Raw genomic sequence first — 22,744 nt, forward strand, 5'->3', positions numbered from 1 at the left:
TTTGTTTTTGGATGTGGTTTTCTTAATTAGAAACCCTTTTTTCTTTTGTCTTGTAAAAGTATTTCTTCATTGTAAGAGATGCTTATTACACATATAATACGCATGATTTGAGGGGTGAATCAGTTGACAGGTCAACTAGTTCAGTATGGACGACACCGCCAGCGCAGAAGCTATGCTCGCATTAGCGAAGTGTTAGAATTACCAAATCTCATTGAAATTCAAACCTCTTCTTATCAGTGGTTTCTTGATGAGGGTCTTAGAGAGATGTTTCAAGACATATCACCAATTGAGGATTTCACTGGTAACCTCTCTCTTGAGTTCATTGACTACAGTTTAGGAGATCCTAAGTATCCCGTTGAAGAGTCAAAAGAACGTGATGTGACTTACTCAGCTCCGCTAAGAGTGAAGGTTCGTTTAATTAACAAAGAAACTGGAGAGGTAAAAGACCAGGATGTCTTCATGGGTGATTTCCCTATTATGACAGATACCGGTACTTTTATCATCAACGGTGCAGAACGTGTTATCGTATCTCAGCTTGTTCGGTCTCCAAGTGTATATTTCAGTGGTAAAGTAGACAAAAACGGTAAAAAAGGTTTTACCGCGACTGTCATTCCAAACCGTGGCGCATGGTTAGAATACGAAACTGATGCGAAAGATGTTGTGTATGTCCGCATTGATCGCACACGTAAGTTGCCGGTTACGGTTCTTTTGCGTGCTCTCGGCTTCGGTTCCGACCAAGAGATTCTCGATCTCATTGGAGAGAACGAATATCTCCGCAATACACTGGATAAGGACAACACTGAAAACAGTGACAAAGCGCTTCTTGAAATCTATGAGCGTCTTCGTCCCGGAGAGCCGCCTACAGTAGAAAACGCAAAGAGCTTACTGGATTCCCGTTTCTTCGATCCGAAGCGATACGACCTTGCGAATGTAGGACGCTATAAAATTAATAAAAAGCTTCATATCAAGAACCGCCTGTTTAACCAGCGCCTTGCAGAAACATTGGTGGATCCTGAAACCGGTGAAATTCTCGCTGAAAAAGGGCAAATTCTTGACAGAAGAACACTTGATAAAGTACTGCCATACTTAGAAAATGGAATCGGCTTCAGAAAACTTTATCCTAACGGCGGCGTAGTCGAGGATGAAGTGATGCTTCAATCCATTAAAATCTATGCTCCTACTGATGCAGAAGGAGAGCAGACGATCAACGTGATCGGCAATGCTTACATTGAAGAGGCGATTAAGAACATTACGCCTGCTGATATTATTTCTTCTATCAGCTACTTCTTCAACCTCCTGCACGGAGTGGGCGACACTGATGATATCGACCATCTCGGAAACCGCCGTCTGCGTTCTGTAGGTGAACTCCTGCAAAACCAATTCCGTATCGGTTTAAGCCGGATGGAACGTGTCGTACGTGAAAGAATGTCAATTCAAGACACAAACACAATTACGCCGCAGCAGCTGATTAACATCAGACCTGTTATTGCGTCTATTAAAGAGTTCTTCGGAAGCTCACAGCTTTCTCAATTCATGGATCAGACGAACCCGCTTGCTGAATTGACGCATAAACGCCGTCTGTCAGCTCTCGGACCGGGCGGTTTGACGCGTGAGCGTGCAGGTATGGAAGTACGTGACGTTCACTACTCTCACTACGGACGTATGTGTCCGATCGAAACGCCTGAGGGCCCGAACATCGGTTTGATCAACTCATTGTCATCATTTGCGAAAGTAAACCGCTTTGGTTTCATTGAGACACCATACCGCCGCGTTGATCCTGAAACAGGAAAAGTAACGCCTAGAATCGACTACCTGACTGCTGATGAAGAGGATAACTATGTCGTAGCCCAAGCGAACGCTAAGCTGAGCGATGACGGTTCTTTCTTGGATGACAGCATCGTAGCCCGTTTCAGAGGGGAAAACACCGTTGTAGCCCGCAACCGCGTGGATTACATGGACGTATCTCCTAAACAGGTTGTATCTGCTGCGACAGCATGTATTCCGTTCTTGGAAAACGATGACTCGAACCGCGCCCTCATGGGAGCGAACATGCAGCGTCAGGCTGTGCCTTTGATGCAGCCGGAAGCTCCGATCGTCGGAACGGGTATGGAATACGTATCCGGTAAAGACTCCGGTGCAGCCGTTATTTGTAAACACCCTGGTATCGTTGAACGGGTGGAAGCGAAAAACGTATGGGTGCGCCGCTATGAAGAAATTGACGGTCAAAAAGTAAAAGGCAACCTGGATAAGTACAGCTTGCTGAAATTTGTCCGCTCCAACCAAGGTACGTGCTACAACCAGCGTCCGATCGTCAGTGTCGGTGATGAAGTAGTCAAAGGAGAAATCCTTGCTGACGGCCCTTCAATGGAGCTGGGTGAACTTGCTCTAGGCCGCAACGTAATGGTCGGCTTCATGACATGGGATGGTTATAACTATGAGGATGCCATCATCATGAGTGAACGCCTTGTGAAAGATGATGTATACACATCTATTCACATTGAAGAATATGAATCAGAAGCACGTGATACAAAGCTTGGACCGGAAGAGATCACCCGCGATATTCCAAACGTAGGGGAAGATGCGCTTCGCAACCTTGATGACCGCGGAATTATCCGTATCGGTGCGGAAGTCCACGACGGAGACCTTCTCGTAGGTAAAGTAACGCCTAAAGGTGTAACTGAGCTTACGGCTGAAGAGCGCCTTCTGCATGCAATCTTTGGAGAAAAAGCGCGTGAAGTCCGTGATACTTCTCTCCGTGTGCCTCATGGCGGCGGCGGAATTATCCACGACGTAAAAGTCTTCAACCGTGAAGACGGAGACGAACTTCCTCCGGGAGTGAACCAGCTTGTACGCGTATATATCGTTCAGAAACGTAAGATTTCTGAAGGGGATAAAATGGCCGGACGTCACGGAAATAAAGGGGTTATCTCGAAGATTCTTCCTGAAGAAGATATGCCTTACCTTCCTGACGGCACGCCGATCGATATCATGCTTAACCCGCTGGGTGTACCATCACGTATGAATATCGGTCAGGTATTAGAACTTCACATGGGTATGGCTGCCCGCTACCTCGGCATTCACATCGCGTCACCTGTATTTGACGGCGCGCGTGAAGAAGACGTGTGGGAAACACTTGAAGAAGCAGGCATGTCAAGAGACGCTAAAACAGTTCTCTATGACGGCCGTACGGGAGAACCGTTCGACAACCGTGTATCTGTCGGAATCATGTACATGATCAAACTGGCACACATGGTTGATGATAAACTTCATGCCCGTTCTACAGGCCCTTACTCACTTGTTACGCAGCAGCCTCTCGGCGGTAAAGCCCAATTCGGCGGACAGCGTTTCGGTGAGATGGAGGTTTGGGCGCTTGAAGCTTACGGCGCAGCTTACACGCTTCAAGAAATCCTGACTGTGAAGTCCGATGACGTGGTCGGACGTGTGAAAACATATGAAGCCATCGTCAAAGGCGATAATGTTCCAGAGCCTGGTGTTCCGGAATCATTCAAAGTATTGATCAAAGAGCTTCAAAGCTTAGGTATGGACGTAAAAATCCTCTCAAGTGATGAAGAAGAAATAGAAATGAGAGATTTAGAAGACGAAGAAGATGCGAAACAAGCTGACGGCCTTGCATTATCAGGTGATGAAGCGCCGGAAGAAACAGCATCTCCAGACGTTGAACGTGACGCAGTAACAAAAGAATAGTCTCTGATTGATAAAGGCAAGTGACATCGGTTAATCCGAAGATAAAAAGGGAGGTAGGCCCCTTGCTAGATGTGAACAATTTTGAGTATATGAACATCGGTCTTGCTTCACCGGATAAAATCCGTTCATGGTCTTTTGGTGAAGTGAAAAAGCCTGAAACGATAAACTATCGTACGTTGAAACCTGAAAAGGACGGCCTGTTCTGCGAACGCATTTTCGGACCGACGAAGGACTGGGAATGTCATTGCGGCAAGTACAAGCGGGTTCGTTATAAAGGCGTAGTTTGTGACCGTTGCGGAGTTGAAGTAACGCGGGCTAAAGTCCGTCGTGAGAGAATGGGGCATATTGAACTGGCTGCCCCGGTTTCTCACATTTGGTATTTCAAAGGTATTCCGAGCCGTATGGGTCTTGTATTGGATATGTCACCGCGTGCGCTGGAAGAAGTCATTTACTTTGCTTCTTACGTCGTAACTGACCCGGCCAATACACCGCTCGAAAAGAAACAGCTTTTATCTGAAAAGGAATACCGTGCGTATCTGGATAAGTACGGAAACAAATTCCAAGCCTCTATGGGTGCGGAAGCCATTAATAAACTTCTGCAGGACATCGACCTCGTCAAAGAAGTTGATATGTTAAAAGAAGAGCTGAAAACCTCTCAAGGACAGCGCCGTACGCGTGCGATCAAACGCCTTGAAGTGCTTGAAGCCTTCCGTAATTCAGGAAACAAGCCGTCTTGGATGATCCTCGATGTGCTACCGGTTATTCCGCCTGAGTTAAGACCGATGGTTCAGCTTGACGGCGGACGTTTCGCAACGTCTGACCTGAACGACCTTTACCGTCGTGTCATCAACCGTAACAACCGTTTAAAACGTCTGTTAGACCTCGGCGCTCCTAGCATCATCGTTCAGAACGAAAAACGTATGCTTCAGGAAGCAGTCGATGCTCTGATTGACAACGGACGCCGCGGCCGTCCGGTTACCGGACCGGGTAACCGTCCGCTCAAATCTCTTTCTCATATGCTGAAAGGGAAACAAGGGCGTTTCCGTCAGAACCTTCTCGGTAAACGTGTAGACTACTCAGGACGTTCCGTTATCGTCGTAGGTCCGCACCTGAAAATGTATCAGTGCGGATTGCCGAAGGAAATGGCGCTTGAGCTCTTCAAGCCATTCGTTATGAAAGAGCTTGTTGAAAAAGGTCTTGCTCACAATATCAAGAGCGCAAAACGCAAAATCGAACGCGTGCAGCCTGAAGTATGGGATGTACTTGAATCTGTCATTAAGGAGCATCCGGTCTTACTGAACCGTGCCCCTACGCTTCACAGATTAGGTATCCAGGCTTTCGAACCTACGCTTGTTGAAGGACGCGCCATCCGTCTTCACCCGTTAGTATGTACAGCTTATAACGCTGACTTTGACGGTGACCAAATGGCGGTTCACGTACCTTTATCAGCTGAGGCTCAAGCTGAGGCGCGCATTCTGATGCTTGCGGCCCAAAACATCTTGAACCCTAAAGATGGTAAACCGGTTGTTACGCCGTCTCAGGATATGGTATTAGGAAACTACTACCTGACGCTTGAGCGCGCCGGAGCAGTCGGCGAAGGTATGGTCTTCAAAAATACGGACGAAGCGCTTCTTGCTTATCAAAACGGTTATGTTCACCTTCATACGAGAGTAGCCGTTGCGGCGAACTCCCTGAAGAATGTGACATTTACAGATGAGCAGCGTTCAAAACTGTTAATTACAACAGTCGGTAAGTTAGTCTTCAATGAAATTCTTCCTGAGTCATTCCCTTACATGAATGAGCCGACGAAGAGCAACATTGAAGAGAAAACACCTGACCGTTTCTTCTTAGATAAAGGTGCTGACGTAAAAGCTGTGATTGCAGAGCAGCCGATCAACGCACCGTTTAAAAAAGGCATTCTGGGTAAAATCATCGCGGAAATCTTTAAACGATTCCATATCACGGAAACGTCTAAAATGCTTGACCGCATGAAAAACCTCGGTTTCAGATATTCAACGAAAGCCGGCATCACAGTAGGGGTTTCTGATATCGTCGTTCTCGATGATAAGCAGGAAATCCTTGAAGAAGCACAAAGCAAAGTTGATAATGTTATGAAACAGTTCAGACGCGGTTTAATCACTGAAGAAGAACGTTATGAAAGAGTTATTTCAATTTGGAGTTCAGCGAAGGACGTTATCCAAGGCAAACTGATGAAATCATTAGACGAAGTCAACCCGATCTACATGATGAGTGACTCAGGAGCCCGTGGTAACGCATCTAACTTTACGCAGCTTGCGGGTATGCGCGGTCTGATGGCCAACCCGGCTGGACGAATCATTGAATTGCCGATCAAATCAAGTTTCCGTGAAGGCCTGACAGTATTGGAGTACTTTATCTCCACTCACGGTGCGCGTAAAGGTCTTGCCGATACCGCCCTGAAAACAGCTGACTCAGGTTACCTGACACGCCGTCTTGTTGATGTTGCGCAGGATGTTATCATTCGTGAAACAGATTGCGGAACTGACCGCGGTATTCTTGCAAAACCGCTTAAAGAGGGTACGGAAATCATCGAGCGTCTGGAAGAGCGTCTGATCGGACGTTTCGCCAGAAAACAGATCAAACATCCTGAAACGGGTGCTGTGCTCATTAACGAAAACGAATTGATCGATGAAGATAAAGCGCTGGAAATCGTTGAAGCAGGAATCGAAGAAGTGTGGATCCGTTCTGCGTTCACATGTAACACTCCTCATGGTGTATGTAAACGATGCTACGGACGAAACCTTGCAACCGGAACCGACGTTGAAGTCGGCGAAGCAGTAGGTATTATCGCCGCCCAATCTATCGGTGAGCCTGGAACACAGTTAACAATGCGTACGTTCCACACAGGCGGGGTTGCCGGAGACGATATCACACAAGGTCTTCCGCGTATCCAAGAGCTTTTCGAAGCGCGTAATCCGAAAGGTCAAGCGACGATTTCTGAAATTGACGGTACAATTGCCGAAATCAATGAAGTCCGCGACAAACAGCAGGAAATTGTTGTTCAGGGCGCTGTTGAGACACGTTCATACACGGCACCTTACAACTCACGCCTGAAAGTTGCTGAGGGTGATCAAATTACCCGCGGCCAAGTCCTGACAGAAGGTTCTATCGATCCGAAAGAACTTCTTAAAGTTACTGACCTGACAACGGTTCAGGAATATCTTCTGCATGAGGTTCAGAAGGTTTACCGTATGCAGGGGGTTGAAATCGGTGATAAACACGTAGAAGTAATGGTTCGCCAGATGCTTCGCAAAGTCCGTGTGATCGATGCCGGAGATACTGATGTTCTTCCTGGCACATTGCTTGATATTCACCAATTCACAGAAGCGAACAAAAAAGTGCTGCTTGAAGGCAATCGACCTGCTACAGGCCGTCCTGTCCTTCTCGGTATCACGAAAGCTTCACTTGAGACAGATTCATTCTTGTCTGCCGCATCATTCCAAGAAACAACACGCGTTCTTACAGATGCTGCGATTAAAGGCAAGCGTGATGAACTTCTCGGCCTGAAAGAGAATGTTATCATCGGTAAACTGGTTCCGGCCGGTACCGGTATGATGAATTACAGAAAAGTAAAACCTGTTTCAAACGTTCAGCCTGCGGAAGATATGGTTCCGGCTGAATAACATAAACTGCTGCGGGAAAGGCTGTTTCGACAGCTTTTCCTCAGTATTACATTTATTCTTGCGGCTGACTGCACTAAAAAATGTCATACGATGTTGACATCCGTCCCGCAGAGTGATAATATAACCAAGGTGCTCGAATAAAACCTGTTACTTTGGAGGATATGTTTATGTCTTATGATAAAGTATCACAGGCCAAATCAATTATTATTGGTACGAAGCAAACAGTGAAAGCTCTGAAACGAGGTTCAGTGAAGGAAGTCGTCGTGGCAAAAGACGCGGATTCAGTTCTTACGGCTGGCGTTATCCAGCTTGCAAAGAACCAAAACATCGCTGTCTGTATGGTGGATTCCATGAAAAAGCTCGGCAAAGCCTGCGGAATTGAAGTGGGAGCAGCAGCTGTTGCCATTATGTTATAGCGTACTTTTTGTTTTTATATAAGATTTCAATCTTGTGTAAAGACATTGTTTTTTGCCTAATGATGAACCACCTGGGTATGTGGGTTATAAAACGTAATGAAGGGAGGAACACAATATGCCTACAATTAATCAGCTAATTCGCAAGGGACGCGTGAGCAAAGTTGAAAACTCTAAGTCACCTGCACTAAACAAAGGATACAACAGCTTTAAAAAAGAGCACACTAACGTATCTTCTCCACAAAAACGCGGGGTATGTACTCGTGTGGGTACAATGACACCGAAAAAACCGAACTCAGCACTTCGTAAATATGCTCGTGTTCGTTTGACTAACGGAATCGAGGTTACTGCCTACATTCCTGGTATCGGTCACAACCTGCAAGAGCACAGCGTTGTACTGATCCGCGGCGGACGTGTAAAAGACTTACCGGGGGTACGCTACCACATCGTTCGTGGTGCGCTTGATACTGCCGGAGTTGAAAACCGTGCGCAAGGCCGTTCTAAATACGGTACTAAACGCCCTAAAGCAAAGTAATCAAATAAATCATTAAAACTATGAAGGGAGGATATTCAGATGCCACGTAAAGGTCCTGTAGCAAAAAGAGACGTTTTACCTGATCCGCTTTACAACTCTAAGCTTGTATCCCGCCTGATCAACAAAATGATGATCGACGGTAAAAAAGGTAAATCTCAAACAATCCTATACAAGTCATTCGATATCATTAAAGAACGCACTGGCAATGATGCAATGGAGGTTTTCGAACAAGCTTTGAAAAACATCATGCCTGTACTTGAAGTAAAAGCACGCCGTGTAGGTGGAGCTAACTACCAAGTGCCTGTAGAAGTTCGTCCTGAACGCCGTACAACTCTTGGTCTTCGCTGGTTGGTTAACTATGCGCGTCTTCGCGGAGAAAAAACAATGGAAGAGCGCCTGGCTAACGAAATTCTTGATGCAGCTAACAACACTGGTGCTGCCGTTAAGAAACGTGAAGACACTCACAAGATGGCAGAAGCGAACAAAGCATTCGCTCACTACCGCTGGTAGGATTTATATAATCAAAATTACAATTCCCTAATGAGGAAGGAGAAATTACCCAATGGCAAGAGAGTTCTCCTTAGAAAAAACTCGTAATATCGGGATCATGGCTCACATCGATGCCGGTAAAACGACAACTACAGAACGGATCTTGTTCTACACAGGCCGTATCCATAAAATTGGCGAAACTCACGAAGGTGCTTCGCAAATGGACTGGATGGAGCAGGAGCAAGAACGCGGAATCACAATCACTTCTGCAGCAACAACTGCACAGTGGAAAGGTTACCGTGTAAACATCATCGATACACCGGGACACGTAGACTTCACAGTTGAAGTTGAACGTTCACTTCGTGTACTTGATGGTGCGGTTGCCGTACTTGATGCTCAATCAGGTGTTGAACCTCAAACAGAAACAGTATGGCGCCAAGCAACAACTTACGGAGTACCGCGTGTCGTATTTGTCAACAAAATGGACAAAATCGGCGCAGACTTCCTTTACTCTGTAGGCACTCTGAGAGACCGTCTTCAAGCTAACGCTCACGCAATTCAATTGCCGATCGGTGCTGAAGACAACTTCGAAGGTATCATCGACTTAGTAGAAAACGTTGCGTATTTCTATGAAGATGACCTTGGAACTCGTTCAGATGCGAAAGAAATCCCTGAAGAGTACAAAGAGCAAGCTGAAGAGCTTCGCAGCAGCCTGATTGAAGCTGTAGCTGAGCTTGATGAAGAGCTTATGGAAAAGTACCTTGAGGGTGAAGAAATCACTATTCCTGAACTGAAAGCTGCTATCCGTAAAGGTACACTGAATGTTGAATTCTACCCTGTACTTGTTGGGTCTGCTTTCAAAAACAAAGGTGTTCAGCTTGTACTTGATGCTGTTCTTGACTACCTTCCTGCGCCAACTGATGTTGCTGCAATCAAAGGTGTGCGTCCTGACACAGATGAAGAGATCGTTCGTCATTCTTCTGATGAAGAGCCATTCTCTGCACTTGCATTTAAAGTTATGACTGACCCTTATGTCGGTAAGCTGACATTCTTCCGCGTATATTCCGGTACACTTGATTCCGGTTCATATGTAAAGAACTCTACAAAAGGCAAGCGTGAGCGCGTAGGACGTATCCTTCAAATGCACGCTAACAGCCGTGAAGAGATCTCTACTGTTTACGCTGGAGACATCGCAGCTGCTGTAGGTCTAAAAGATACTTCTACTGGAGATACTCTATGTGATGAGAAGGATCTTGTAATCCTTGAATCAATGGAATTCCCAGAGCCTGTTATCGACGTAGCGATTGAGCCTAAATCAAAAGCTGACCAAGATAAAATGGGTATCGCTTTAGCAAAACTTGCTGAAGAAGATCCTACATTCCGTACACAAACAAACCCTGAAACGGGTCAAACAATCATCTCTGGTATGGGTGAGCTTCACCTTGATATCATTGTTGATCGTATGAAGCGTGAGTTCAAAGTTGAAGCTAACGTTGGTGCTCCTCAAGTTGCGTACCGTGAGACATTCCGTACCGGTGCAAAAGTTGAAGGTAAATTCGTACGTCAATCAGGCGGACGCGGTCAGTTCGGTCACGTTTGGATCGAATTTGAACCGAACGAAGAAGGCGCTGGCTTTGAATTCGAAAACGCAATCGTCGGTGGTGTCGTTCCTCGTGAATACATCCCAGCCGTACAAGCAGGTCTTGAAGACTCTCTTGAAAATGGTGTCTTAGCCGGATTCCCGCTAATCGACATCAAGGCAAAACTTTTTGATGGATCTTACCATGATGTTGACTCAAACGAAATGGCGTTTAAAGTCGCTGCTTCTATGGCATTGAAAAATGCAGTCAGCAAATGTAACCCAGTTCTTCTTGAACCAATCATGAAAGTTGAAGTTGTTATTCCTGAAGAATACATGGGAGACATCATGGGTGATGTTACTTCTCGTCGCGGACGCGTAGAAGGTATGGAAGCTCGCGGTAACGCTCAAGTTGTGCGTGCGATGGTACCTCTTGCTGAAATGTTCGGTTACGCTACTGCCCTTCGTTCTAACACGCAAGGACGCGGTACGTTCACAATGTTCATGGATCACTACGAAGAAGTGCCGAAGAGCATCGCTGAAGAGATTATCAAAAAAAATAAAGGCGAATAATTGATTTTGCCACTTAACTCAAGTATAACTACTATTGTAAGATGAGGAAGTGAGAGCTTGCTTTCACTTTCTATCACTCTATACATTACTAATTAAAAGCTCTTAAGGAGGATTTTAGAATGGCTAAAGAAAAATTCGACCGTTCCAAATCACATGCCAATATCGGTACAATTGGACACGTTGACCATGGTAAAACAACATTAACTGCTGCTATCTCAACAGTACTTCATAAGAAATCTGGTAAAGGTACAGCTATGGCGTACGATCAAATTGATGGTGCTCCAGAAGAACGTGAGCGCGGTATCACAATCTCTACTGCACACGTTGAGTACGAAACTGACACTCGTCACTATGCACACGTTGACTGCCCAGGACACGCTGACTATGTTAAAAACATGATCACTGGTGCTGCGCAAATGGACGGAGCTATCCTTGTAGTATCTGCTGCTGATGGCCCAATGCCACAAACTCGTGAGCACATCCTTCTTTCTAAAAACGTTGGTGTACCATACATCGTAGTATTCCTTAACAAATGCGACATGGTAGACGACGAAGAGCTTCTTGAGCTTGTTGAAATGGAAGTTCGCGATCTTCTTAGCGAATACGACTTCCCTGGTGATGATGTACCAGTTGTTAAGGGTTCTGCTCTTAAAGCTCTTGAAGGCGACGCTGAGTACGAAGAAAAAATTCTTGAACTTATGGCTGCAGTTGACGAGTACATCCCAACTCCAGAACGCGACACTGAAAAACCATTCATGATGCCAGTTGAGGACGTATTCTCAATCACTGGTCGTGGTACAGTTGCTACTGGCCGTGTAGAACGCGGACAAGTTAAAGTCGGTGACGAAGTTGAAATCATCGGTCTTCAAGAAGAAAACAGCAAAACAACTGTTACAGGTGTTGAAATGTTCCGTAAGCTTCTTGACTATGCTGAAGCTGGAGACAACATCGGTGCACTTCTTCGCGGTGTAGCTCGTGAAGACATCCAACGTGGTCAAGTACTTGCTAAACCAGGTACAATCACTCCACACAGCAAATTCAAAGCTGAAGTTTACGTTCTTTCTAAAGAAGAGGGTGGACGTCATACTCCATTCTTCTCTAACTACCGTCCTCAGTTCTACTTCCGTACAACTGACGTAACTGGTATCATCAATCTTCCAGAAGGCGTAGAAATGGTTATGCCTGGAGATAACACTGAAATGATCGTTGAACTTATCTCTACAATCGCTATCGAAGAAGGAACTCGTTTCTCTATTCGTGAAGGCGGACGTACAGTTGGTTCAGGCGTTGTTTCTACAATCACTGAGTAATCGACTCGTTCATTAATGCGGGGTCCCATGCGGGGCCTCGTTTTTTTGTTTCCCGGCTGATTCAATGTATAATAGAAGTTATACAAAATTTAGGAGCAGAGCGATGATTGATAACTTCAAGACAAAACGGATTTCAATGCTTCAACAACTGCTGATTAACGACAGCGAACAGACCATTATGGTTAATGGTAATGACAGGAACAATCCGCTGCTTTTGTTTTTGCACGGCGGACCCGGCACGCCTCAAATCGGTTATGCGAAAAAGTACCAGAGCGAGCTGGAAAAGCATTTCACTGTTGTGAACTGGGATCAGAGAGGGGCGGGACTTTCATATTCAAATGAAATTCCGGGCTCGTCTATGACTTTGGATCAGCTGACAGCTGACACCATTCATTTGACCGAACGCTTATGCAAGCAATTCAACAGGCAAAAAATATATATCGCCGGCTATTCGTGGGGATCAGTCCTGGCGCTTCATGTTCTTCAAGAGAGATCTGATTTGTATTATGGGTATATCGGTATCAGTCAGGTTGTAAATATCCAAAAGGAAGAAACGGAAGCTTACCGGCTGCTGACGGAATGGAGCAGGGAGCGCAAACACCGCCTGCTGCAAAAGACGCTGAGCTTTATCGGTGCACCTCCATGGAACGGCCAGCTGCAGCGCTCATTGTTTCTGCTTTGTATCGAGATGAAGGGAGGAGGTTTTACCCATAATCCGATCGGCACCCTTAAAGCAGGCGGACGAATGCTGTTTGGTGAACCGTACGGTGTGAGAGGCAGCTTCTTAGCCGCGCGGGGACAGATGTTCAGCCTGAAATATCTATGGGAAGATCTCATTTTCTTTGATGCCGGGCAATCAGTTTCTTCTATTGAAATACCGTGCTGTTTTATGTCAGGAAGATTCGATTTGACGGTGCCGGGAACGATATCTTACGAATATTATCAGAAGGTTGAGGCTCCTTATAAAGAATGGCACTGGTTTGAAAACTCAGCCCATTCGCCTCACTTGGAAGAGCCGGATCGCTTTGCTGAAGTTGTCAGCCGATTCGCATCTTTCCATCTCTGAAAGAAAACAGGCATATCCTTGATTAATCATGGCATCACCTGTATAATAATCAAAGTGTGAAAACCACAAGGTTCTTTAAATAAACCTTGCAACATGCGTCTATTTTCTGTATAATAGTGTATGTTGGTCTTTGACTGCGATGAAGTGAGAGGTTGCTGACACACCCGGCCGCTTTGCCATGGCAAGGTGATCAGGTTTTTCTCACGGAGAACTGTCTAACGTGATGTAGGCGAAAAGGAGGGAAAATAATGGCAAAACAAAAAATTCGTATTCGTTTAAAAGCATATGATCATAGAATCCTTGATCAATCTGCAGAGAAGATTGTTGAAACGGCAAAACGTTCTGGTGCCAGCGTATCTGGTCCGATTCCGTTGCCAACTGAAAAATCAGTTTACACAATCCTTCGTGCGGTGCACAAATACAAAGATTCTCGTGAGCAATTTGAAATGCGTACACATAAACGTTTAATCGATATTGTGAACCCAACACCACAAACTGTTGATGCTCTCATGCGATTAGACTTACCATCTGGTGTCGATATCGAAATCAAACTTTAATTCTAAAATATAGAATGATCTTAATAGGAGGTGTGACGAATGACCAAAGGAATCTTAGGAAGAAAAATTGGTATGACGCAAGTATTCGCAGAAAACGGTGATCTTATCCCGGTAACTGTTATTGAAGCAGCTCCAAACGTTGTTCTTCAAAAGAAAACAGCTGAAAATGATGGCTATGAAGCGATCCAGCTTGGTTTTGACGATAAGCGTGAAAAGCTTTCAAACAAACCGGAAAAAGGACACGTTGCAAAAGCGGAAACTGCTCCTAAGCGCTTCGTTAAAGAATTACGCGGCGTGGATATGGATGCGTATGAAATTGGTCAGGAAGTCAAGGTTGAAATTTTCTCTGCAGGAGAAATCGTAGATGTAACAGGAGTATCTAAAGGTAAAGGTTTCCAAGGTGCAATCAAGCGCCACGGACAATCTCGCGGACCTATGTCTCACGGTTCACGCTACCACCGTCGTCCTGGTTCAATGGGACCTGTAGATCCTAACCGTGTATTCAAAGGTAAACTATTACCTGGACGCATGGGCGGAGATCAAATCACTGTCCAAAACCTTGAAGTCGTAAAAGTTGATGCTGAGCGCAATCTTCTTCTGATTAAAGGTAACGTACCTGGTGCGAGAAAAGCTTTAATCACTGTAAAAAGTGCTGTTAAATCTAAATAAGTCTCTTAGGAAAGGAGGAAATTGATCATGCCAAAAGTAGCATTATACAACCAAAACGGTTCTACTGCTGGTGATATCGAATTAAACGCTTCTGTATTTGGAATTGAGCCAAATGAGAGCGTAGTATTCGACGCTATTCTTATGCAAAGAGCTTCCTTACGTCAAGGATCTCACAAAGTAAAAAATCGTTCTGAAGTACGCGGCGGAGGTCGCAAACCATGGCGTCAAAAAGGTACAGGTCGTGCCCGTCAAGGTTCAATCCGTTCACCGCAATGGCGCGGAGGTGGTGTCGTATTCGGCCCAACACCACGCAGCTATTCTTACAAATTACCTAAAAAAGTTCGCCGCTTGGCAATCAAATCAGTATTGTCTTCTAAAGTGAACGACAACAACATTATTGTTCTTGAAGATCTTACTCTTGATACGGTTAAAACAAAAGAAATGGCAGCTATCCTTAAAGGGTTATCTGTTGAGAAAAAAGCTTTAATCGTAACTGCGGATGCAAACGAAGCAGTATCTCTTTCTGCACGCAACATCCCTGGAGTTACAGTTGTTCAAGCTAACGGAATCAACGTGTTAGACGTTGTCAACCACGAGAAGCTTCTGATTACAAAAGCTGCGGTTGAAAAAGTAGAGGAGGTGCTTGCATAATGAAAGATCCTCGTGATGTTCTTAAGCGCCCCGTCATTACTGAACGTTCTGCTGATTTAATGACTGAAAAGAAATATACTTTTGAAGTTGATGTAAGAGCTAATAAAACAGAAGTGAAAGATGCAGTTGAAAGTATCTTTGGAGTGAAAGTTGACAAAGTCAACATCATGAACTACAAAGGGAAATCAAAACGTGTCGGCCGCTATACTGGTATGACTAGCCGTCGCAGAAAAGCGATCGTAAAACTTACTGCAGACAGCAAAGAAATCGAAATTTTTGAAGCTTAATTATCTGTAAAAAGAAGGAGGGAAATTCAAAATGGCGATTAAAAAGTATAAACCGACCTCTAACGGACGTCGTGGCATGACAACTTCAGATTTTGCTGAAATCACGACTGACCAGCCGGAAAAATCCTTGCTTGCGCCCCTTCACAAGAAAGGCGGACGTAACAACCAAGGTAAATTGACTGTACGTCACCAAGGTGGCGGACACAAACGCCAATACCGTGTTATCGACTTCAAACGCGATAAAGATGGTATACCTGGACGCGTTGCTACAGTTGAATACGATCCAAACCGTTCAGCTAACATCGCGCTAATCAACTATGTAGACGGAGAAAAACGTTACATTCTTGCACCAAAAGGAATTCAAGTAGGTACTGAAATCATGTCCGGCCCTGAAGCTGACATCAAAGTAGGTAACGCACTTCCGCTTATCAACATCCCTGTTGGTACAGTTGTGCATAACATTGAATTAAAACCTGGTAAAGGCGGACAGCTTGTACGTTCAGCTGGTACATCTGCTCAGGTTCTTGGTAAAGAAGGCAAATACGTTCTTGTACGTCTTAACTCTGGTGAAGTTCGCATGATCCTTTCTGCTTGCCGCGCTTCTATCGGTCAAGTAGGTAACGAGCAGCACGAACTTATCAACGTTGGTAAAGCAGGACGCTCTCGCTGGAAAGGCATCCGCCCTACAGTTCGCGGTTCTGTAATGAACCCTAACGATCACCCGCACGGTGGTGGTGAAGGTCGCGCGCCAATCGGACGTAAATCACCAATGTCTCCATGGGGCAAACCGACTCTTGGATTCAAGACACGTAAGAAAAAGAACAAATCTGATAAATTTATCGTACGTCGTCGTAAAAATAAATAACGGGGTTGTCTACGGTTCTTTTCGGACCGTAGTGCAATCACGAAGGGAGGTTCCAAAATGGCTCGCAGCTTGAAAAAAGGACCATTTGTCGATGGACACTTGATGACAAAAATCGAGAAATTAAATGAAACGGACAAGAAACAAGTTGTAAAAACTTGGTCTCGCCGTTCAACTATTTTCCCACAATTTATCGGTCACACAATCGCAGTCTATGACGGACGTAAACACGTGCCTGTATTCATTTCTGAAGACATGGTAGGCCACAAGTTGGGCGAATTCGCACCGACTCGTACTTACAAAGGCCACGCCAGTGACGATAAAAAAACAAGACGCTAAGAGAGGAGGCTTTTAAATGCAAGCTAAAGCTGTTGCAAGAACAGTCCGTATTGCTCCTCGTAAAGCACGTCTAGTAATGGACCTGATTCGAGGTAAGCAAGTAGGCGAAGCAGTATCTATCTTGAACCTAACTCCGAGAGCTGCTTCTCCAATCATCGAAAAAGTTTTAAAATCTGCTATCGCAAATGCTGAGCACAACTACGAGATGGACGCTAACAATCTGGTTATTTCTCAGGCATTTGTTGACGAAGGCCCAACGTTAAAAAGATTCCGCCCGCGTGCTATGGGACGTGCGAGCCAAATCAACAAACGTACGAGCCACATTACAATCGTTGTATCAGAAAAGAAGGAGGGATAAGTAGTGGGTCAAAAGGTAAATCCAGTCGGTCTTCGTATCGGAGTCATTCGTGATTGGGAATCTAAGTGGTACGCTGGTAAAGATTACGCTGACTTCCTGCACGAAGATTTAAAAATTCGTGAATTCATTAGCAAACGCCTTTCTGACGCTTCTGTTTCTAAAGTAGAAATCGAGCGCGCAGCAAACCGCGTTAACATTACGATCCACACTGCTAAGCCTGGTATGGTAATCGGTAAAGGCGGTTCTGAAGTTGAAGCACTTCGTAAAGCCCTTAACAGCCTTACTGGCAAGCGTGTACACATTAACATTCTTGAAATCAAAAGAGCAGATCTTGATGCTCAGCTTGTAGCTGACAACATCGCTCGTCAACTAGAAAACCGTATTTCTTTCCGCCGTGCGCAGAAACAACAAATCCAACGCACTATGCGTGCTGGAGCACAAGGTGTGAAAACAATGGTTTCCGGCCGTCTTGGCGGAGCTGACATCGCTCGTTCTGAATACTACAGTGAAGGAACTGTTCCATTGCACACTTTACGTGCTGACATCGACTATGCAACATCTGAAGCTGACACAACTTACGGTAAGCTTGGTGTAAAAGTCTGGATCTATCGTGGAGAGGTTCTTCCTACTAAGAAGAAAACTGAGGAAGGAGGAAAATAATATGTTATTACCAAAACGCGTTAAATATCGCAGAGAGCATCGCGGAAAAATGCGCGGTCGCGCTAAAGGCGGTACTGAAGTACATTTTGGTGAGTACGGTATCCAGGCTCTTGAAGCTTCTTGGATCACAAACCGCCAAATCGAAGCTGCACGTATTGCGATGACTCGTTACATGAAACGTGGCGGTAAAGTTTGGATTAAAATTTTCCCTTCAAAACCTTACACTGCTAAACCACTTGAGGTACGGATGGGTTCCGGTAAAGGGGCTCCTGAAGGCTGGGTAGCTGTTGTAAAACCGGGCAAAGTTTTATTTGAAATTTCTGGTGTGTCTGAAGAGGTAGCTCGTGAAGCGCTTCGTCTTGCATCTCACAAATTGCCAATTAAAACGAAGTTCGTAAAACGTGAAGAAATTGGTGGTGAATCAAATGAAAGCTAATGAAATTCGTGACCTTACCACTGCTGAAATTGAACAAAAAGTAAAGTCTCTTAAAGAAGAACTTTTCAATCTTCGCTTTCAATTAGCGACAGGACAACTTGAAAATACTGCTCGCATTCGTGAAGTGCGCAAAGCTATCGCGCGCATGAAAACTGTGATTCGTGAAAGAGAAATTGCTGCTAACAAATAATCACTGAGGGGAGGTCGTGAGCATGAGCGAACGTAACCAGCGCAAAGTTTACCAAGGCCGTGTTGTTTCTGACAAAATGGATAAAACCATCACTGTTGTTGTTGAAACATACAAAAAGGATCCTATCTACGGTAAACGCGTAAAATACTCAAAGAAATTAAAAGCACATGATGAGAATAACCAAGCTAAAATCGGAGACATCGTAAAGATCATGGAAACTCGTCCATTATCTGCAACTAAGCGTTTTCGTCTAGTTGAAGTTGTCGAAGAAGCTGTTATTATCTAATAAAGTTCGGAATTCTTTTTTCCGAAGGGAGGTAACAAATAATGATTCAACAAGAGACTCGTTTAAAAGTTGCTGACAACTCCGGTGCGCGTGAGGTACTTACTATTAAAGTTCTTGGCGGTTCTGGACGTAAAACGGCTAACATTGGTGATGTAATTGTTTGCACGGTTAAACAAGCAACACCAGGAGGCGTTGTCAAAAAAGGTGAAGTCGTAAGAGCTGTTATCGTTCGCACAAAAAGCGGAGCACGCAGAACTGACGGATCATACATCAGCTTCGATGAGAATGCATGTGTTATCATCCGTGACGACAAGAGCCCACGTGGAACTCGTATCTTCGGACCGGTTGCTCGTGAATTACGTGAAAACAACTTCATGAAAATTGTTTCTCTGGCTCCAGAAGTTATCTAATGAAATAAATGCCTTACTCAAGGAGGTGCGATCAGGATGCATGTGAAAAAAGGCGATAAAGTAATGGTTATCTCTGGTAAAGATAAAGGCAAACAAGGCACGATCCTTGCTGCTTTCCCTAAAAAGGACCGCGTTCTAGTTGAGGGCGTAAACATGGTGAAGAAACACTCTAAACCGACTCAAGCAAACCCTCAAGGCGGTATTTCTAATCAAGAGGCGCCAATTCATGTATCAAACGTTATGCCGCTCGATCCTAAAACAGGTGAAGTGACTCGCGTAGGATACAAAGTGGAAGATGGCAAAAAAGTTCGTATTGCTAAAAAATCTGGGCAAGTTTTAGATAAATAGTATTTAAAGGAAGGGAGGTCTATCTCATGAACCGCCTTAAAGAAAAGTACAATAAAGAAATTTCACCTGCTTTAATGACGAAGTTCAACTACGACTCTGTTATGCAGGTGCCGAAAATCGAAAAAATCGTAATCAACATGGGTGTTGGTGATGCTGTTCAAAACGCGAAAGCAATCGACAGTGCTGTTGAAGAATTAACGTTTATCGCAGGTCAAAAACCTGTCGTTACTCGTGCGAAGAAATCAATTGCTGGATTCCGTCTTCGTGAGGGAATGCCTATCGGTGCGAAAGTAACTCTTCGCGGAGAGCGCATGTATGATTTCCTTGATAAACTTATTTCTGTATCTTTACCGCGTGTACGTGACTTCCGCGGGATTTCTAAGAAATCTTTCGACGGTCGCGGAAACTACACTCTAGGTATCAAAGAACAGTTAATCTTCCCTGAAATTGACTACGATAAAGTAACAAAGGTTCGCGGAATGGACATCGTTATCGTAACGACTGCTAACTCTGACGAAGAGGCTCGTGAGCTATTAACTCTAGTAGGTATGCCGTTCCAGAAATAATCAATGAAAGGGAGGCGAAATCGTGGCTAAAAAGTCAATGATTGCGAAACAACAACGTACACCAAAGTTTAAAGTGCAAGAGTACACTCGCTGTGAACGCTGCGGACGTCCGCACTCAGTCATTCGTAAATTTAAACTTTGCCGTATTTGTTTCCGTGAGCTTGCATATAAAGGACAAATTCCTGGCGTGAAAAAAGCCAGCTGGTAATCCCCAAGAAAGGGAAGGAGGTAATTATATAATGGTTATGACAGATCCAATTGCAGATATGCTGACTCGTATTCGTAATGCAAACATGGTACGTCATGAGAAGCTTGAAATTCCTGCTTCTAAATTGAAAAGAGAAATTGCTGACATTTTAAAGCGTGAAGGTTTCATTCGTGACGTTGAGTTCGTAGAAGACAGCAAACAAGGTATCATCCGCGTTTTCTTGAAATACGGACAAAACAACGAGCGCGTTATCACTGGTCTTAAAAGAATCAGCAAACCAGGTTTGCGTGTATACGCTAAATCAAATGAAGTACCACGCGTACTTAACGGTCTTGGAATCGCGATTATTTCTACATCACAAGGTGTTTTAACGGACAAAGAAGCCCGTGCAAAACAAGCTGGTGGAGAAGTTCTAGCATACGTTTGGTAAGAAGTTTAACAAGAATGGAGGTGTTTTAGTATGTCTCGTGTAGGTAAGAAACTGCTTGAGATCCCTTCTGAAGTTACAGTAACGCTGAACGAAGGCAACACTGTAGCTGTGAAAGGACCAAAAGGAGAATTAACTCGTACTTTCCATCCTGATATGGAAATCAAAATTGAGGACAACGTGCTTACAGTCACTCGTCCTTCTGATCATAAAGAGCACCGTGCGTTGCATGGTACGACTCGCAGTCTGCTTGGAAACATGGTTGAAGGCGTATCTAAAGGATTTGAAAGAGGTTTGGAATTAGTCGGTGTCGGTTACCGTGCGTCTAAATCCGGAAACAAACTTGTTTTAAACGTTGGATACTCTCACCCTGTTGAAATCGTTCCTGAAGAGGGCATCGAAATCGAAGTTCCTTCTCAAACAAAAGTAGTTGTAAAAGGTACAGACAAAGAGCGTGTAGGAGCTATCGCTGCTAACATCCGCGCTGTACGTTCTCCAGAGCCTTACAAAGGTAAAGGAATTCGCTACGAAGGTGAAGTTGTTCGCCGTAAAGAAGGTAAATCTGCTAAGTAAGACCGCTTAAAGTGAAGAAAGGAGTGACCTTGGATGATTACGAAAACTAGCAAAAATGCTGCTCGTCAAAAAAGACATGCTCGTGTTCGTGCTAAACTTTCAGGCACAGCTGAAAGACCTCGTCTGAATGTGTTCCGTTCAAACAAACACATTTATGCTCAAATCATCGATGATGTAAATGGCGTTACACTTGTTAGTGCCTCTACTCTCGACAAAGATTTGAACGTGGAAAGCACTGGTGACAGCGCTGCTGCTGCTAAAGTCGGTGAACTCGTTGCGAAACGCGCTTCTGAGAAAGGTGTTTCTGACGTAGTATTTGACCGCGGCGGATACTTATACCATGGACGTGTAAAAGCTCTGGCCGATGCAGCTCGTGAAGCCGGACTGAAATTTTAATAAAAAAAGGAGGGACACATGATTATGCGTCGTATTGACCCAAGCAAATTAGAGTTAGAAGAACGCTTAGTTACGGTTAACCGCGTAGCGAAAGTTGTTAAAGGTGGTCGTCGTTTCCGTTTCGCAGCTCTAGTCGTTGTCGGTGACAAAAACGGTCACGTAGGTTTCGGTACTGGTAAAGCACAAGAAGTACCTGAAGCAATCCGCAAAGCTGTTGAAGATGCGAAAAAGAATTTGATTGAAGTACCAATGGTTGGAACTACGATTCCACACGAAATCATCGGACGTTTCGGTGCAGGCAATATCTTGTTGAAACCTGCTTCTGAAGGTACTGGAGTTATCGCTGGAGGCCCTGTACGTGCGGTACTTGAGCTTGCTGGCGTTGCTGATATCCTTTCTAAGTCTTTAGGTTCTAACACACCGATCAACATGATCCGTGCAACACTTCAAGGTTTAAGTGAGCTTAAACGTGCTGAAGAGGTTGCGAAGCTTCGTGGAAAATCTGTAGAAGAACTGTTAGGATAAGGAGGGAACATTAATGGCTAAATTAGAAATTACCCTCAAACGCAGTGTAATCGGTCGCCCGGAAGATCAGCGCGTTACTGTAAGAACACTTGGTTTAAAGAAAACGAACCAAACTGTCGTTCATGAAGATAACGCTGCGATCCGCGGTATGATTAATAAAGTATCTCATCTAGTTTCTGTTAAAGAACAATAAAAATAAACTATAGGCTAAGGAGGTGTCCTAATGAAACTTCATGAATTAAAGCCTTCAGAAGGTTCACGCAAAGTGCGCAATCGCGTAGGTCGTGGTATTGGTTCTGGTAACGGTAAAACAGCTGGTAAAGGTCACAAAGGTCAAAACGCTCGTTCTGGCGGCGGTGTACGCCCTGGATTCGAGGGGGGACAAATGCCTTTATTCCAACGTCTTCCTAAACGCGGTTTTACAAACATCAACCGTAAGGAATACGCTATTGTGAATGTAGACAAATTGAACGGTTTTGCGGAAGGAACGGAAGTCACTCCTGAACTTCTTCTTGAGACTGGTATTATTAGCAAACTTAATGCAGGAGTAAAGATTCTTGGCAACGGTAAATTAGAGAAAAAATTAACTGTAAAAGCCAATAAATTCTCTGCTTCTGCGAAAGAAGCTGTTGAAGCTGCTGGCGGTACAGCTGAGGTGATCTAA

General features: G+C 44.6%; 29 protein-coding genes. All 29 read left to right on the forward strand.

What is annotated here, in order from left to right; all coding sequences use genetic code 11:
• Nucleotides 1-123: 123 nt before the first annotated feature.
• The 29 genes from rpoB (at nt 124) to rplO (ending at nt 22,744) form a co-directional block, all read left to right on the forward strand.
• The gene (gene rpoB, locus QRX25_RS00685) at nt 124-3,705 is read left to right on the forward strand and encodes a DNA-directed RNA polymerase subunit beta (protein WP_065980556.1); all 3,582 of its coding nucleotides are present in this window, start codon (nt 124-126) and stop codon (nt 3,703-3,705) included.
• Nucleotides 3,706-3,767: 62 nt separating this feature from the next.
• Nucleotides 3,768-7,367, forward strand: coding sequence for a DNA-directed RNA polymerase subunit beta' (gene rpoC / locus QRX25_RS00690; protein ID WP_115998181.1), 3,600 nt, complete (start codon nt 3,768-3,770; stop codon nt 7,365-7,367).
• 167 nt (nt 7,368-7,534) lie between these two features.
• A complete protein-coding gene (locus QRX25_RS00695; protein ID WP_013350810.1) occupies nt 7,535-7,783 on the forward strand; it encodes a 50S ribosomal protein L7ae-like protein in 249 nt (82 codons plus the stop codon).
• A gap of 115 nt (nt 7,784-7,898) precedes the next feature.
• The gene (gene rpsL, locus QRX25_RS00700) at nt 7,899-8,315 is read left to right on the forward strand and encodes a 30S ribosomal protein S12 (protein WP_003156445.1); all 417 of its coding nucleotides are present in this window, start codon (nt 7,899-7,901) and stop codon (nt 8,313-8,315) included.
• A gap of 39 nt (nt 8,316-8,354) precedes the next feature.
• Nucleotides 8,355-8,825 (forward strand): 30S ribosomal protein S7, encoded by a 471-nt coding sequence (rpsG, locus tag QRX25_RS00705; protein WP_003156447.1) that lies wholly within the window; start codon nt 8,355-8,357, stop codon nt 8,823-8,825.
• A gap of 52 nt (nt 8,826-8,877) precedes the next feature.
• Nucleotides 8,878-10,956 (forward strand): elongation factor G, encoded by a 2,079-nt coding sequence (gene fusA / locus QRX25_RS00710; protein ID WP_007410399.1) that lies wholly within the window; start codon nt 8,878-8,880, stop codon nt 10,954-10,956.
• Between the two features lie 119 nt (nt 10,957-11,075).
• Entirely contained in the window at nt 11,076-12,266 is a 1,191-nt protein-coding gene (gene tuf, locus QRX25_RS00715; protein ID WP_003156451.1) for an elongation factor Tu, read from the forward strand.
• Between the two features lie 103 nt (nt 12,267-12,369).
• Complete coding sequence (locus tag QRX25_RS00720) at nt 12,370-13,332, forward strand: alpha/beta fold hydrolase (RefSeq protein WP_212100090.1); 963 nt, start codon at nt 12,370-12,372, stop codon at nt 13,330-13,332.
• Between the two features lie 248 nt (nt 13,333-13,580).
• On the forward strand, nt 13,581-13,889 hold the full coding sequence (gene rpsJ / locus QRX25_RS00725) for a 30S ribosomal protein S10 (protein ID WP_003156464.1): 309 nt from the start codon (nt 13,581-13,583) through the stop codon (nt 13,887-13,889).
• A 39-nt stretch (nt 13,890-13,928) separates the two neighbouring features.
• Complete coding sequence (rplC, locus tag QRX25_RS00730) at nt 13,929-14,558, forward strand: 50S ribosomal protein L3 (RefSeq protein ID WP_003156465.1); 630 nt, start codon at nt 13,929-13,931, stop codon at nt 14,556-14,558.
• Between the two features lie 27 nt (nt 14,559-14,585).
• The gene (rplD, locus tag QRX25_RS00735) at nt 14,586-15,209 is read left to right on the forward strand and encodes a 50S ribosomal protein L4 (protein ID WP_007615239.1); all 624 of its coding nucleotides are present in this window, start codon (nt 14,586-14,588) and stop codon (nt 15,207-15,209) included.
• Entirely contained in the window at nt 15,209-15,496 is a 288-nt protein-coding gene (rplW, locus tag QRX25_RS00740; RefSeq protein WP_003156467.1) for a 50S ribosomal protein L23, read from the forward strand. Before rplD ends, rplW begins: the two co-directional genes overlap by 1 nt.
• A 31-nt stretch (nt 15,497-15,527) precedes the next feature.
• Entirely contained in the window at nt 15,528-16,361 is an 834-nt protein-coding gene (rplB, locus tag QRX25_RS00745; RefSeq protein WP_003156470.1) for a 50S ribosomal protein L2, read from the forward strand.
• A 57-nt stretch (nt 16,362-16,418) separates the two neighbouring features.
• A complete protein-coding gene (rpsS, locus tag QRX25_RS00750) occupies nt 16,419-16,697 on the forward strand; it encodes a 30S ribosomal protein S19 (RefSeq protein ID WP_003156472.1) in 279 nt (92 codons plus the stop codon).
• Nucleotides 16,698-16,713: 16 nt separating this feature from the next.
• Nucleotides 16,714-17,055 carry a 50S ribosomal protein L22 gene (gene rplV / locus QRX25_RS00755; protein ID WP_003156475.1) on the forward strand — a complete coding sequence of 114 codons (342 nt, stop codon included), beginning with the start codon at nt 16,714-16,716 and terminating at the stop codon, nt 17,053-17,055.
• Nucleotides 17,056-17,058: 3 nt separating this feature from the next.
• Complete coding sequence (gene rpsC, locus QRX25_RS00760) at nt 17,059-17,715, forward strand: 30S ribosomal protein S3 (protein ID WP_003156476.1); 657 nt, start codon at nt 17,059-17,061, stop codon at nt 17,713-17,715.
• Nucleotide 17,716: 1 nt separating this feature from the next.
• Nucleotides 17,717-18,151, forward strand: a complete 435-nt coding sequence (gene rplP, locus QRX25_RS00765) for a 50S ribosomal protein L16 (RefSeq protein ID WP_003156478.1) — start codon at nt 17,717-17,719, stop codon at nt 18,149-18,151.
• Entirely contained in the window at nt 18,141-18,341 is a 201-nt protein-coding gene (gene rpmC / locus QRX25_RS00770; protein ID WP_003156482.1) for a 50S ribosomal protein L29, read from the forward strand. The genes rplP and rpmC overlap by 11 nt, the downstream gene beginning before the upstream one ends.
• 22 nt (nt 18,342-18,363) lie before the next feature.
• The gene (gene rpsQ, locus QRX25_RS00775; RefSeq protein ID WP_016935900.1) at nt 18,364-18,627 is read left to right on the forward strand and encodes a 30S ribosomal protein S17; all 264 of its coding nucleotides are present in this window, start codon (nt 18,364-18,366) and stop codon (nt 18,625-18,627) included.
• 41 nt (nt 18,628-18,668) lie between these two features.
• The gene (rplN, locus tag QRX25_RS00780) at nt 18,669-19,037 is read left to right on the forward strand and encodes a 50S ribosomal protein L14 (protein WP_007410404.1); all 369 of its coding nucleotides are present in this window, start codon (nt 18,669-18,671) and stop codon (nt 19,035-19,037) included.
• A gap of 36 nt (nt 19,038-19,073) precedes the next feature.
• Nucleotides 19,074-19,385: a 50S ribosomal protein L24 gene (rplX, locus tag QRX25_RS00785; RefSeq protein WP_013350813.1), complete on the forward strand. Its 312-nt coding sequence runs from the start codon at nt 19,074-19,076 to the stop codon at nt 19,383-19,385.
• Between the two features lie 26 nt (nt 19,386-19,411).
• Entirely contained in the window at nt 19,412-19,951 is a 540-nt protein-coding gene (gene rplE, locus QRX25_RS00790) for a 50S ribosomal protein L5 (protein ID WP_013350814.1), read from the forward strand.
• 22 nt (nt 19,952-19,973) lie between these two features.
• A complete protein-coding gene (rpsN, locus tag QRX25_RS00795) occupies nt 19,974-20,159 on the forward strand; it encodes a 30S ribosomal protein S14 (RefSeq protein ID WP_003156488.1) in 186 nt (61 codons plus the stop codon).
• A gap of 31 nt (nt 20,160-20,190) precedes the next feature.
• Complete coding sequence (gene rpsH, locus QRX25_RS00800; RefSeq protein WP_003156489.1) at nt 20,191-20,589, forward strand: 30S ribosomal protein S8; 399 nt, start codon at nt 20,191-20,193, stop codon at nt 20,587-20,589.
• 30 nt (nt 20,590-20,619) lie between these two features.
• Nucleotides 20,620-21,159: a 50S ribosomal protein L6 gene (gene rplF, locus QRX25_RS00805; RefSeq protein WP_014469621.1), complete on the forward strand. Its 540-nt coding sequence runs from the start codon at nt 20,620-20,622 to the stop codon at nt 21,157-21,159.
• Nucleotides 21,160-21,192: 33 nt separating this feature from the next.
• The gene (rplR, locus tag QRX25_RS00810; RefSeq protein WP_013350816.1) at nt 21,193-21,555 is read left to right on the forward strand and encodes a 50S ribosomal protein L18; all 363 of its coding nucleotides are present in this window, start codon (nt 21,193-21,195) and stop codon (nt 21,553-21,555) included.
• Between the two features lie 24 nt (nt 21,556-21,579).
• A complete protein-coding gene (gene rpsE / locus QRX25_RS00815; RefSeq protein WP_003156493.1) occupies nt 21,580-22,080 on the forward strand; it encodes a 30S ribosomal protein S5 in 501 nt (166 codons plus the stop codon).
• Between the two features lie 13 nt (nt 22,081-22,093).
• Nucleotides 22,094-22,273, forward strand: coding sequence for a 50S ribosomal protein L30 (rpmD, locus tag QRX25_RS00820; RefSeq protein WP_003156497.1), 180 nt, complete (start codon nt 22,094-22,096; stop codon nt 22,271-22,273).
• Nucleotides 22,274-22,303: 30 nt separating this feature from the next.
• Nucleotides 22,304-22,744: a 50S ribosomal protein L15 gene (gene rplO, locus QRX25_RS00825; RefSeq protein WP_065980560.1), complete on the forward strand. Its 441-nt coding sequence runs from the start codon at nt 22,304-22,306 to the stop codon at nt 22,742-22,744.

This window comes from Bacillus sp. L381 (assembly GCF_030284525.1).
In the GTDB taxonomy this organism is placed as follows: Bacteria; Bacillota; Bacilli; order Bacillales; family Bacillaceae; genus Bacillus; species Bacillus amyloliquefaciens.

Bases quoted from the DNA above. Each gene is read 5' to 3' on its own strand.
- QRX25_RS00695 (WP_013350810.1), top strand. From the start codon at position 7,535: ATGTCTTATGATAAAGTATCACAGGCCAAATCAATTATTATTGGTACG.
- rpsL (WP_003156445.1), top strand. From the start codon at position 7,899: ATGCCTACAATTAATCAGCTAATTCGCAAGGGACGCGTGAGCAAAGTT.
- rpsG (WP_003156447.1), top strand. From the start codon at position 8,355: ATGCCACGTAAAGGTCCTGTAGCAAAAAGAGACGTTTTACCTGATCCG.
- fusA (WP_007410399.1), top strand. From the start codon at position 8,878: ATGGCAAGAGAGTTCTCCTTAGAAAAAACTCGTAATATCGGGATCATG.
- tuf (WP_003156451.1), top strand. From the start codon at position 11,076: ATGGCTAAAGAAAAATTCGACCGTTCCAAATCACATGCCAATATCGGT.
- QRX25_RS00720 (WP_212100090.1), top strand. From the start codon at position 12,370: ATGATTGATAACTTCAAGACAAAACGGATTTCAATGCTTCAACAACTG.
- rpsJ (WP_003156464.1), top strand. From the start codon at position 13,581: ATGGCAAAACAAAAAATTCGTATTCGTTTAAAAGCATATGATCATAGA.
- rplC (WP_003156465.1), top strand. From the start codon at position 13,929: ATGACCAAAGGAATCTTAGGAAGAAAAATTGGTATGACGCAAGTATTC.
- rplD (WP_007615239.1), top strand. From the start codon at position 14,586: ATGCCAAAAGTAGCATTATACAACCAAAACGGTTCTACTGCTGGTGAT.
- rplW (WP_003156467.1), top strand. From the start codon at position 15,209: ATGAAAGATCCTCGTGATGTTCTTAAGCGCCCCGTCATTACTGAACGT.
- rplB (WP_003156470.1), top strand. From the start codon at position 15,528: ATGGCGATTAAAAAGTATAAACCGACCTCTAACGGACGTCGTGGCATG.
- rpsS (WP_003156472.1), top strand. From the start codon at position 16,419: ATGGCTCGCAGCTTGAAAAAAGGACCATTTGTCGATGGACACTTGATG.
- rplV (WP_003156475.1), top strand. From the start codon at position 16,714: ATGCAAGCTAAAGCTGTTGCAAGAACAGTCCGTATTGCTCCTCGTAAA.
- rplP (WP_003156478.1), top strand. From the start codon at position 17,717: ATGTTATTACCAAAACGCGTTAAATATCGCAGAGAGCATCGCGGAAAA.
- rpmC (WP_003156482.1), top strand. From the start codon at position 18,141: ATGAAAGCTAATGAAATTCGTGACCTTACCACTGCTGAAATTGAACAA.
- rpsQ (WP_016935900.1), top strand. From the start codon at position 18,364: ATGAGCGAACGTAACCAGCGCAAAGTTTACCAAGGCCGTGTTGTTTCT.
- rplN (WP_007410404.1), top strand. From the start codon at position 18,669: ATGATTCAACAAGAGACTCGTTTAAAAGTTGCTGACAACTCCGGTGCG.
- rplX (WP_013350813.1), top strand. From the start codon at position 19,074: ATGCATGTGAAAAAAGGCGATAAAGTAATGGTTATCTCTGGTAAAGAT.
- rplE (WP_013350814.1), top strand. From the start codon at position 19,412: ATGAACCGCCTTAAAGAAAAGTACAATAAAGAAATTTCACCTGCTTTA.
- rpsH (WP_003156489.1), top strand. From the start codon at position 20,191: ATGGTTATGACAGATCCAATTGCAGATATGCTGACTCGTATTCGTAAT.
- rplF (WP_014469621.1), top strand. From the start codon at position 20,620: ATGTCTCGTGTAGGTAAGAAACTGCTTGAGATCCCTTCTGAAGTTACA.
- rplR (WP_013350816.1), top strand. From the start codon at position 21,193: ATGATTACGAAAACTAGCAAAAATGCTGCTCGTCAAAAAAGACATGCT.
- rpsE (WP_003156493.1), top strand. From the start codon at position 21,580: ATGCGTCGTATTGACCCAAGCAAATTAGAGTTAGAAGAACGCTTAGTT.
- rpmD (WP_003156497.1), top strand. From the start codon at position 22,094: ATGGCTAAATTAGAAATTACCCTCAAACGCAGTGTAATCGGTCGCCCG.
- rplO (WP_065980560.1), top strand. From the start codon at position 22,304: ATGAAACTTCATGAATTAAAGCCTTCAGAAGGTTCACGCAAAGTGCGC.